This window comes from Sporomusa sp. (assembly GCF_035561255.1).
Lineage (GTDB): Bacteria > Bacillota > Negativicutes > Sporomusales > Sporomusaceae > Sporomusa.
Map to the genome: position 1 here is coordinate 1 of NZ_DATMXX010000289.1, position 11,374 is coordinate 11,374.

Below are 11,374 nucleotides of genomic sequence, written 5' to 3' on the forward strand. Positions count from 1 at the left end.
ATCAATAAGATTGTTGGCGTTTTTTCTGTTATCATTAGCGTCCTGGCATATTTTGTGCATATGTAAAACAATACATGAGGTACAGATAATTAGGAGGACTGCCGTATGAGCCAAGAAAATGGTAAGTTGCCGCAGCAGTCAGGGATGCGATATGGTCTACACGATAACCTGCCTCTGAAAGAGCTGATTTCCTATAGTGTGCAGCATTTGACGTATTTTTTGGCCAATGCAGCGATTTTGCCAGTTATTGTGGGTGGATACCTGGGGCTTGACCAGTTGGGTTTAGCCAGCCTGGTACAGCGGACGTTTATTCTGTGCGGAATCGTATCGATATTTCAGGCGTTATGGGGTCACCGGTTTCCGATTATGGAAGGGCCGGCCGGTTTATGGTACGGCCTGTTAATTACCCTGGCTACTTCGGCACCAAGCTTAGGAAAAGGGCTGGATGTGCTGCGGACCGACATTGAGATGGGCTTTATCGTAGCCGGGCTGGTGTGCGTCTTGGTTGGCGTAACCGGTATGGCTGGGCTGGTTGTCCGGATTTTTAGCCCTATGGTAAACGGCGTGTTTCTTGTTTTGATGTGTCTGCAGCTCAGTCCGGCTATGGTAAAAGGTATGCTGGGACTAAACAACACCAATCAGCAGGTGGATTCTGCCAGTTTGCTGGTATTTATCCTGACAACCGGGTTGATTATGTGGCTAACCCTGAAAGGCAGGGGGTTTATCCAGAGTATAGCCGTGCTCATTGGCGCTGGCTTTGGCTGGCTTATGGCGATTCTCCTTGGTATTTCGCCGCCGGTCAACCACTATGGCGCGCAAGTGTCAACTATGCCGGACGTATTTGCGTGGGGTATGCCGACTTTCGATATCGGGGTTATTCTTGCCTGTGTTTGTGCTGCTTTACTGCTGTTTTCCAATTTAGTTGCCAGTATCCTGGGGATGAGCGCGGTGACCGGCGAACCGTTTACCCCCGCAATGGTAAAGCGCGGTGCAATCTTTACCGGCGTATCAGACCTGCTTGCCGGCCTCGGGTCGGTCATTGGCTTTATTCCGTACGCTTCGGCAATCGGGTTTACCGCAATGACAGGTGTTGCTGCCAGAAAACCTTTTATTATCGGCGCTTTGTTAATTACTATCCTGGGGATTTTCCCGCAGGTGGGCAGCTTTTTTGCAGCCATACCACCGGCTGTTGGCAATTCGGTGATGTTTGTAGTTTTCTGCCTGATTCTGGGGATGGGGATCAAAGAGTTTACCAAGGTAAAACTGACTAACCGGGAAATGTACATATTGGGGATATCACTCATGGTAGGGGTTGGGGTCCTGTTTTTACCGCAAGGGGTATTTAATAGTTTACCGCCACTGTTTCGCTATATCCTGCTTAATGGGATGGTGGATGGCATATTGATCTGCATTTTGCTGGAACAGTTTTTATGAGTGGTCGCCTTTAATGATGCTTTATTGCATCTGAGAATATGACAATCTTCATCGGCATTATTGCATTGTGTTTACTGGAGTTATCGAGAAGTAATGATGCTGTTTTTCATCAATACTTTTTTTGAATGTGATTTTTTTAACGTTTTTCATCAATGTTTGCCTGGCATGATTTTTGCAAGATAATTAATGGGCTGCAAAATAAGCGCCACTATTATATGGGGAGATGAACAATGATGCAATTTCAACTTACTGATGAGCAAAAAACAATGCAAAAGTTAGTCCGTGAATTTGCCGAAAAAGAAGTACTTCCGGGGGCCGCTGAGCGGGATGAGAAGGAGGAGTTTTCCCGGGAAATTGCCGATGCTATGGGCGAAATGGGCCTGGCCGGTATTTGTTTTCCTGAGCAGTATGGCGGTGCAGAGGCCGATGTTCTCAGCTATATTTTAGCTGTAGAAGAATTATCACGGGTTGATGCCGGTGTGGGCATTACACTGTCGGCAACTGTCTCGTTGTGCGCCTGGCCTATTTTTGCTTTTGGTACCGAAGAACAAAAACAAAAGTATCTGGTGCCGCTGGCTGAAGGCATAAAGCAGGGTGCCTTTGGTTTGACTGAACCTAATGCGGGAACAGATGCTGCCTCACAGCAGACGGTGGCAATTGCCGCAGGCGATCACTATGTGCTAAACGGCAGTAAAATATTTATTACTAATGCCGGTGAAGCTGAGGTCTATGTGGTGTTTGCCATGACCGATAAGACCAAAGGGGTTAAAGGAATTTCGGCCTTTATTCTGGAAAAGGGCATGGCTGGTTTTACTTTTGGCAAAAAAGAACACAAGCTTGGGATTCACTCCTCAATAACCAATGAACTGATCTTTCAGGATGTAAAGGTACCCCGGGAGAACTTGCTGGGGAAAGAGGGTGAGGGTTTTAAAATTGCGATGGCAACACTTGACGGCGGGCGGATCGGCGTTGCGGCGCAGGCATTGGGAATCGCCCAGGCAGCAATCGATCATGCGCTGAAATATTCGAGAGAACGGGTGCAGTTTGGCAAGCCGATTGCCGCTAATCAGGCGATTGCCTTTATGCTGGCAGATATGGCGACCAAGGTGGACGCGGCCCGGCTGCTGGTATATCGCGCCGCCTATTTAAAAGACCAGGGGCTGCCATATTCCAAAGAGGCGGCGATGGCGAAGCTGTATGCTTCTGATATTGCGATGGAGGTTAGCACCGATGCCGTACAGATTTTTGGCGGCTATGGCTATAGCCGGGAGTATCCGGTAGAGCGTTTGATGCGGGATGCAAAAATTACTCAGATTTATGAAGGAACTAATCAAGTACAGCGGATGGTTATTGCCGGCAGCATATTGCGGTAATATTAAGTAGCAATTATCTACCAGGAGGTTACGAGGTATGGAAATTGTTGTTTGTGTCAAGCAGGTGCCTGATACAACTGAGGTAAAGATTGATCCGGTGACGAATACGCTTATTCGTCAGGGCGTACCAAGTATTGTTAATCCTTTTGACAAAAATGCCGTAGAGGCTGCACTGCAGCTCAAAGAGAAACATGGCGGCAAGGTCACTGTTATTTCCATGGGGCCGTCTCAGGCCAGGGAAGCGCTCAAGGAGTGTTTGGCTATGGGGGCGGATGAGGCCATTTTGATCAGTGACCGGGCTTTTGGCGGTGCTGATACACTGGCAACAAGCTATACCCTGGCTGCTGCTGTTAAAAAGCTGGGCCTGCCTGATATGATTATCTGTGGCAAGCAGGCTATTGACGGCGATACGGCGCAGGTGGGGCCAGAGATGGCTGAACACCTGGACATGGCTCAGATCACCTGTGTTTCTAAGATTGAAGTCGAGGGTCAAACCGTACGGGTGGAACGGGAACATGAAGAGGGGTATGAGATCATCGAAGCTCCAACCCCTGTATTGCTCACGGTACTTAAGTCAATTAACGAGCCTCGCTTGCCAACTGTTAAAGGAACGATGAAGGCTAACCGCAAACAGATTCCTGTTTGGACAGCCGGTGATATGGCGGTTAATCCTGAACAACTTGGCCTTAAAGGCTCGCCCACTCAGGTCCGGCGGATTTTTACCCCCCCGCAGCGGGTGCAAGGGGAGCTTATTCAGGCTGACAGCCCCCGGGAAGCGGCGGCATTATTGATGAAAAGGCTATTAGCAGCAAAGATTGTATAACGGAGGCAATAGACATGGCAGTCAATGTAAATAAAGAAGAGTGTATTGGTTGCAGTGCGTGCATAAGTACCTGCCCTTTCGGCGCAATTGTTATGGAGGATGATAAAGCCACGATAGCTGATGCGTGTACGATGTGCGGGGCGTGTGTTGATACATGCCCTGTACAGGCCATCATTAAAGAGGTGGAGCAGGTAACTGTTGCTATAAATAAAGATGCCTATAAGGATGTCTGGGTATTTGTAGAACAAGTGGACGGCCAAGCCAGAAATGTCGGTCACGAGCTGTTGGGTGAAGGACGGAAACTGGCTGATGCCATGGGGCAGAAGCTGGCCGGTGTGCTTATTGGTGATAGGGTGGAGCATCTTGCTACAGGCGTATTTGCCAGTGGGGCCGATAAGGTATATCTTGTTGAGGGAGCTGAGTTTAAAAGCTATAGCACCGATGGTTATACGGCAGTGTTTACTGATTTGATCAATGAGTACAAGCCGGCAGTTATTCTTATGGGTGCAACAAATGACGGCAGGGATTTAGGTCCAAGGGTGGCTTGCCGGGTAGGTACAGGTTTAACAGCCGATTGTACTAATCTTGGCCTGGATGAGCAGACCGGTCTTATTGCCTGGACCCGGCCGGCCTTTGGCGGCAATATCATGGCCACTATCCTGTGCCCGGATCACCGGCCGCAGATGGGTACAGTTCGGCCTAAGGTATTTAAGCTCCCGCAACAGGATTTTTCCCGTACCGGCGAGCTTGTTCGGGTGGCCAGCAGTGTGAGCAGTCAGGATATCCGGACAAAGCTTATTGAACTTGTTAAGGTGTGCACCACGTCCTGCAACCTGGAAGAAGCCGAGATTATTGTAGCTGGCGGCCGCGGCCTGGGCAAGCCGGAGAACTTCAAGCTGATTGAAGATCTGGCCGCTGTTCTTGGCGGGGCGGTCGGGGCGTCAAGAGCAGTCATTGATGCTGGCTGGAAGCCTCATTTCCATCAGGTAGGGCAAACTGGTAAGACCGTTGGTCCTAAAGTATATTTTGCCTGCGGTATCTCCGGCGCTATTCAACATGTGGCTGGCATGTCATCATCAGACATTATTATTGCAATTAATAAAGATGCCGATGCGCCCATTTTTAAGGTCGCTGATTTTGGTATTGTGGGCAATGTAGTGGATGTATTGCCGGCTTTAATTGATGAGTTCAGGAAAGTAAAGCAGGCATGTTAAACAGAATCACCCAAAGCCGCAGAGGAGGGAAATGATTTTGGAAATAAATAAAGTACTCATTATCGGTGCCGGTCAAATGGGTTGTGGTATTGCTCAGGTTATGGCCCAAAACGGTATCTCAGTTGTTTTACAGGACATCAAGCCTGAATTTGTTCAGAATGGAATAGCCAGGATTGAACGAAACTTGAATAAATTGGTGGAAAAAGGTATACTGGTTCAGGAAGAAAAGGCTGCTGCCATGGTAGGCATCAGGGGTACTGTTGAGCTGGATACCATAAGCTGCAATGTAGATTTGGTTATTGAGGCGGCTGTTGAGAATGCCGGCATTAAGCGTGAAGTTTTTGAGTTACTGGACACACTTTGTCCTACACGCACTATTTTGGCTACTAATACATCTTCTCTGCCAATAACAGCGATCGGTGCATTTACCAAACGGGCTGATAAAGTCATTGGTATGCATTTTTTTAATCCGGCTACGATCATGAAGCTTGTTGAAATCATAAGCGGTTTGGCTACCAGCGTGGAAACCTTTGCTGCCGTCAAGATTCTGACCGAAAGATTAGGGAAGAATCCGGTAAAGGTTGAAGACTATCCCGGTTTTGTTGGCAATCGCATCATGGTGCCTATGATTAATGAGGCTATCTACACCTTGATGGAGGGTGTTGCCGATGCCGAAGATATTGATCAGGTAGCCAAGCTGGGGTTTAACCATCCGATGGGGCCGTTGGCATTAGCAGACCTGATTGGTAATGATACAGTTTTGTCGATTATGGAGGTTTTGTATAATGGTTATGGCGATCCCAAATATCGTCCCTGCCCACTCTTAAAAAAGATGGTTCAGGCTGGTTATTTAGGGCGCAAAACAGGCAAAGGCTTCTATAACTACAACTAAGAAAAAAAGATTGGAGGTGCAGGTGGTGACTCAATATAATAATTTACTGTATGTGACTGGTAATGGTATTGGACTTATTACACTAAACCGGCCCAAGGCATTAAATGCTTTAAACTCTGAACTGCTTACAGAATTAAATAGTCTGTTGGATATTATCGCTCAGGACCAAAGTGTTAAAGTGGTCATCGTGACCGGCAGTGGCGACAAGTCGTTTGTCGCCGGGGCCGACATCGCCGAGATGCATGGTTTGTCCGCTATAGAGGGGCGTAATTTCGGTAAATTTGGTCAAAGCGTATTTGCCAAACTGGAGAATCTGCCACAGCCGGTCATTGCTGCCGTAAACGGGTTCGCGTTAGGTGGCGGCTGCGAACTGGCGCTGGCCTGCGATATCAGGATCGCGTCAGAAAAGGCTAAGTTCGGCCAGCCTGAGGTAGGCTTGGGGATTATTCCCGGCTTTGGCGGTACGCAGCGGCTGCCGCGGCTAATTGGCAAGGGGCGGGCCAAAGAACTGCTGTATACCGGTGATGTGATCGATGCTCAGGAGGCGTATCGGCTGGGGCTGGTTAATAAAGTGACAACTCCCGCTGAATTGCTTAGTGAGGCCAGGGCATTGGCGGAAAAGATTATGTCCCGGGCTGAAGTGGCGGTAAAGCTGTGCAAAGCTGCTGTTAATCAGGGGCTTGAGATGGATCTTGCTTCAGGTGTAGCCTATGAGGCGGAGGCCTTCGGGTTGAGTTTTGCCACCTCAGACCAGAAGGAAGGCATGACCGCCTTTATTGAAAAACGCAAACCGGACTTTAACGGTAAATAAGTACGAAAAAATGCACCCTGGTGGGTGCATTTTTTCGTTTAATCATTTTCCTAGTTGTAGTACTCTGATGCTTTTAGTTGATGGATTAATTTTTTCATAAATTGCTTTTTAATACCGGGAATCTTAGTTTCTTCATATTTATAGAAGCCTTCACCGGTTTTTATCCCCAGCTTGCCTTCAGATACTTTTTGCTTTAAGAGATCGTTGGCACTCTGACGATTATCCATTTCCTTCAATAGGTTGTCGCCGACGATGCTCCAGATATCAAGCCCGCCGAAATCTGCAACTTCTAACTGGCCGGTGGTAGCATAACGAAAGGCTGGGCCGAATTTAAGGGCTTTATCAATATCAGCCGGTTCGGCAACGCCCATTTCAATAAGAGAAAACACCTCTCTGGCAACACCTTGCTGAATGCGGTTGGCTACCAGTCCTGGAACATCTTTTAACACCTTAACTGTCTGCTTTTTAATTGCAGCATGTAACTGCTCAACCTCGGCATAAAGCTCTGCCGGCATATTGCCAAAGCAAGAGAGTTCAACAATCGGCATGAGGTGGGCGGGATTGTACCAGTGATTGACGATCATACGCTGTTTGCGCTCGTTCGAAATCATGGTCATCATACCAGCTAGCTTGAGACTGGACGTATTGCTCGCCAGAATGGTATGCTTAGGACAGAACTCGTCTAATTGTTTAAATAGATCTTGCTTGAGTTCCAGTATTTCCGGAGTGGCTTCAATCACATAATCCCGGTCTTGAACAGCCTGCTGTAAATTACTAAAAACTTTAATCCGATCAAGGGTGGCTGTAATGGACTGAGGTTCAATGAATTGCTCTTCAGCTAAGAGGGCGAGTTCGTCAGCGATCTCGGTCAGGGCCTTTTTCAACTGATTCTCGTAGGCATCATATAAAGTTACATCAAACCCGTACAGGGCAAAAGATAGGGCAATACCGTGCCCCATGGTGCCTGCACCGATAACACCGATATTCTTAATCATAGTTCGTCTCCTAATTATTTCTTTGTAAGACTTAGGATTTCTCTGGCCTCAGCTGAAGTTGCTACTGCTTTGTTGGCTTCCTTAACTACTCTTGCCGCCCTGGCGACAAATTCAGTGTTGGATTTTGCTAATTGGTTTTTGGCGTAATATACGTTATCTTCCATGCCTACGCGGATATGACCGCCCATAGCAATCGCAGTTAACATAATTGGGACATGACCGTTCCCGATGCCTAAAGCCGACCAGGTAGATCCCTGTGGCAGTAAGCTTTTTAGATATACCAGGTTTTCAATAGTAGCGGCAGTGCCGCCGGCAGCGCCTAAAACGAACTGGTAATGGGCTGGCTGAGCAAGAACGCCTTTTTTCATATAGTAGAGCGAGTTGTAGATCATACCAGCGTCGAAAATTTCGATTTCCGGTTTTACGCCGTTTTCAATCATAGTTTTGCCGAGCTTTTCAAGGAACTGGGGCGGGTTCAGAAACAAACTGTTATGCATCCAGTTCATGGACCCGGCGTCATAAGATGCCATTTCCGGCTTGAGTTCAATGAGATGAGCCATTCTGGTTTCATCGGTAGCGTGAAGGTCACCGGACGTGGTAAGGTTGAGGACAATGTCACATTTGCTGCGAATCAGTTCAACGGTTTCACGAAATTTCTCTTTGCACATAGTGCCTTTGCCTTCGTCGTCACGCATGTGCAGGTGGGCTACAGCCGCGCCGGCCTGCCAGCAGTCATATACATCGTTAGCAATTTCCCGGGGCGTCAAAGGAATATTGGGGTTGTGTTCTTTGGTTGGCCAAGCGCCGGTTGTGGCGACAGTGATGATGGTTTTTTCCATGATTAATTCACCTCATATTATTTTTAAAATCGTTCTACAATTGTGGCAATGCCCTGGCCGCCGCCAATACACAGGGTGGCTAAACCGCGTTTGGCTTCGCGCTGCTGCATTGCATGGAGCAGGGTAACAAGGATGCGGGCACCACTGGCGCCGATGGGGTGTCCTAACGCAGTGGCGCCACCATGGACATTTATTTTTTCTCTCGGCAGCCCCAGTTCTTTGCCGACAGCCAGGAATTGGGCTGCAAAGGCCTCATTGGCTTCGAAAAGGTCAATATCGGCTACGGTTAACCCGGCTTTGGTCAGTGCTTTTTTGGTGGCAGGCACAGGTCCCATACCCATGAAGGCAGGGTCAACCCCGCCTGAACCGTAACCGGCAATCCGCGCCAGTGGCTTGATGCCGAGTGCTTTGGCTTTTTCGCCAGACATAACAACAAGGGCTGCTGCACCATCATTGATGCCTGAAGCATTGCCTGCGGTTACTGTGCCGTCTTTTTTGAAGGCTGTCCGCAGTGTGGCAAGTGACTCAACCGATGTGCCCCGTTTAGGGAACTCATCTGTGGCAAAGATGGTATCGCCTTTCTTACCTTTAATGGTTACAGGCACAATCTCTTGGGCGAAAGCGCCGCTGTCAATGGCTTTGATGGCTTTCTCCTGTGATTCGGCAGCCAGCCGGTCTTGCTCTTGTCTGGTAATGCCGTATTTGGCGGCAATGTTTTCGGCAGTGATTCCCATATGGTAGTCATTGGATGCGCACCATAGCCCATCGCGAATCATGACATCAATAAGCTTGCTGTCGCCCATGCGATATCCCCAGCGGGCTTTGCTTTCCAGGAGATAGGGAGCGTTGGTCATGCTTTCCATACCGCCTGCTACAATGATGTCAGCATCGCCGGCCATAATTGACTGGGCGGCCAAGTTAACGGCTTTGAGGCCTGAGCCGCAAACTTTGTTAATTGTGTATGCTGGTACTTCAACAGGCAATCCGGCTTTTAGGGCTGATTGGCGGGCGGGATTCTGACCCAGACCTGCCTGGAGTACGTTTCCCATGATGACTTCGTCAATGGCATCTGAGGCTATATTGACTTTTTCCAAAGCAGCACGAATAACAATGCTGCCTAGTTCAGTCGCTGATAAGGGGGCCAGTGCGCCATTGAAGGTGCCGATGGCTGTCCGCAATGCGGCGGCTATAACGACTTCTCTCATCTTTTCCTCCTCCTAGTGATTGTTGTAAGGTTGAGACCGCTTACGAACAAAAAACAGTTGCAATTTTCGTGCCAAGAGTAACGAATAAACATAGACCTGAATGTTTACAAGATGCTAAAGATTGGGTATGATTTGGTTAATGGATAACTTATTAAGTATCAGTTGAAGAACAGTTAACTGTAGGGAGAGCTGAAATGAAAAACAAAATAGATAGCAGCGAAGCTATTTTAAGCGAATTAATAACAAAGATTGAGAAACAAAATTGGGATATTTCGTCCCACCAGGAGCTTTTTGCTGGTTTGAAGAAAGTGCTCAGTGAGCTCACTGAAGCCAGGGATCTTGATTTTAGAGAGATCGGGGATCATCTCTATGACGGGATTTACATTACCGATGGAAATGGGAAGACCTTGTATGTTAATGCGGCATACACCAGAATAACCGGTATTCGTCCTGAAGAGGTTGTAGGGAAGTATGTTGATGAGCTCTTGTCGGCGGGCGTTTATCTAAATGCCGTAACGCCGGAAGTCATTAAGCACAAAAAACAAGTAAACTCCATGGGCGAAAGTTTAAGGAACGGAACTAAAATGCTGATTACCGGCAGTCCGGTTATGGATGCCGAAGGGAATGTAAAAAAAGTCGTTATTATTGATCGGGAAATAACCGACTTGCTGCAAATGAAGTCTGACCTGGAAGCTTCGCAAAAACAGATAAAAGCAGTTGAAAAAGACAAGATAAAGAGTGCGCTGGAAGTCGAGCACCTCAGGAAACTACATTTAAACAAGAATATGATTGGCAATAGTCTGGAAACGCGGCAGGTCATTAAGAGCATTCAACAGGTCGCCGGTTTGGATGTTACTGTTTTGATTACGGGAGAAACGGGTGCAGGCAAAGAGGTGGTAGCAAATGAAATCTACATGAATAGTGCTAGGAAAAATGACCCTTTCATCAAAGTAAATTGTGCGGCTATTCCTGCTAATTTGCTGGAAGCTGAGTTGTTTGGCTATGCCAGGGGGGCATTTACCGGTGCTGCCACTACCGGCAAAACCGGCTTGTTTGAATTAGCGGACAAAGGAACGATAATGCTTGATGAAATCGGGGACATGCCGATGGAACTGCAATCAAAATTACTCAGGGTCATTCAACACAAGGAAATAACCCGTATCGGCGGCGCGAAACCGGTTAAATTAGATGTAAGAATTCTATCTGCGACAAATTGCGATTTAAAAGACCTTGTGAAACAAGGACGTTTTCGTGAAGATCTCTACTACCGGTTGAATGTATTCCCCATTCATATCCCACCGCTGCGTTCACGCGACCAGGATATCGAGATACTAGCCCGTCATTTCCTGGCCATCTACAACTCGAAATATGCCAAGAACACAGCCATAGAGCCGCTTGGTTTTGAAATGATGCGGCAGTATTCGTGGCCGGGAAATATCCGTGAATTACAAAATATAATTGAACGGCTTGTTATCGTATCAGAACATGACGGAACAATTAGCAATGAACAAATCGGCAATTTGCTGAACATTCATCCGTCTTATATGTCTGAGCTTGTTGTGGAAGAGATGGGGCTTAGAGAAATCGTCAGCAATATCGAAAAAAAGACGATCGAAAAGGCTTTGGCATTATGCGGGAGTACAAGAAAGGCTGCTAAAGTTTTAAAGGTTGACCAATCAACCATTGTGAAGAAGGCCAAAAGGCTGGGAATCAGCCTAAAAGATGAAAAAACGCATCAATAATGATGCGTTTTTTCATCTTTTAGAAATATCAGCTATAGCTATCTAA

General features: G+C 47.5%; 10 protein-coding genes. 7 read left to right on the top strand and 3 right to left on the bottom strand.

All coding sequences use genetic code 11. The features are described from left to right. Window positions 1-105: 105 nt before the first annotated feature. The 6 genes from VN379_RS15650 to VN379_RS15675 all read left to right on the top strand — a co-directional run bounded on the left by VN379_RS15650 (window position 106) and on the right by VN379_RS15675 (window position 6,547). Entirely contained in the window at window positions 106-1,434 is a 1,329-nt protein-coding gene (locus VN379_RS15650) for a purine/pyrimidine permease (RefSeq protein ID WP_325535495.1), read from the top strand. A 233-nt stretch (window positions 1,435-1,667) separates the two neighbouring features. Then, window positions 1,668-2,807 (top strand): acyl-CoA dehydrogenase, encoded by a 1,140-nt coding sequence (locus VN379_RS15655; RefSeq protein ID WP_325535513.1) that lies wholly within the window; start codon window positions 1,668-1,670, stop codon window positions 2,805-2,807. 37 nt (window positions 2,808-2,844) lie between these two features. Further along, window positions 2,845-3,630 (top strand): electron transfer flavoprotein subunit beta/FixA family protein, encoded by a 786-nt coding sequence (locus VN379_RS15660; protein WP_325535497.1) that lies wholly within the window; start codon window positions 2,845-2,847, stop codon window positions 3,628-3,630. A gap of 14 nt (window positions 3,631-3,644) precedes the next feature. Next, the gene (locus tag VN379_RS15665) at window positions 3,645-4,844 is read left to right on the top strand and encodes an electron transfer flavoprotein subunit alpha (protein ID WP_325535499.1); all 1,200 of its coding nucleotides are present in this window, start codon (window positions 3,645-3,647) and stop codon (window positions 4,842-4,844) included. Window positions 4,845-4,881: 37 nt separating this feature from the next. After that, window positions 4,882-5,736, top strand: a complete 855-nt coding sequence (locus tag VN379_RS15670; protein WP_325535501.1) for a 3-hydroxybutyryl-CoA dehydrogenase — start codon at window positions 4,882-4,884, stop codon at window positions 5,734-5,736. Window positions 5,737-5,761: 25 nt separating this feature from the next. Then, the gene (locus tag VN379_RS15675; RefSeq protein WP_325535503.1) at window positions 5,762-6,547 is read left to right on the top strand and encodes a short-chain-enoyl-CoA hydratase; all 786 of its coding nucleotides are present in this window, start codon (window positions 5,762-5,764) and stop codon (window positions 6,545-6,547) included. Between the two features lie 50 nt (window positions 6,548-6,597). Here the strand turns inward: VN379_RS15675 and VN379_RS15680 are convergent, their stop codons facing one another. The 3 genes from VN379_RS15680 to VN379_RS15690 are packed head-to-tail and all read right to left on the bottom strand — an operon-like array spanning window position 6,598 to window position 9,586. After that, on the bottom strand, window positions 6,598-7,542 hold the full coding sequence (locus tag VN379_RS15680) for a 3-hydroxyacyl-CoA dehydrogenase family protein (protein ID WP_325535505.1): 945 nt from the start codon (window positions 7,540-7,542) through the stop codon (window positions 6,598-6,600). Window positions 7,543-7,556: 14 nt separating this feature from the next. Further along, window positions 7,557-8,381, bottom strand: coding sequence for a 3-keto-5-aminohexanoate cleavage protein (locus tag VN379_RS15685; protein ID WP_325535507.1), 825 nt, complete (start codon window positions 8,379-8,381; stop codon window positions 7,557-7,559). Window positions 8,382-8,404: 23 nt separating this feature from the next. Then, window positions 8,405-9,586 carry an acetyl-CoA C-acetyltransferase gene (locus tag VN379_RS15690; RefSeq protein ID WP_325535509.1) on the bottom strand — a complete coding sequence of 394 codons (1,182 nt, stop codon included), beginning with the start codon at window positions 9,584-9,586 and terminating at the stop codon, window positions 8,405-8,407. Between the two features lie 194 nt (window positions 9,587-9,780). Between VN379_RS15690 and VN379_RS15695 the strand changes: the two genes are divergently transcribed. After that, window positions 9,781-11,328 carry a sigma-54 interaction domain-containing protein gene (locus VN379_RS15695; protein WP_325535511.1) on the top strand — a complete coding sequence of 516 codons (1,548 nt, stop codon included), beginning with the start codon at window positions 9,781-9,783 and terminating at the stop codon, window positions 11,326-11,328. Window positions 11,329-11,374 lie beyond the last annotated feature (46 nt).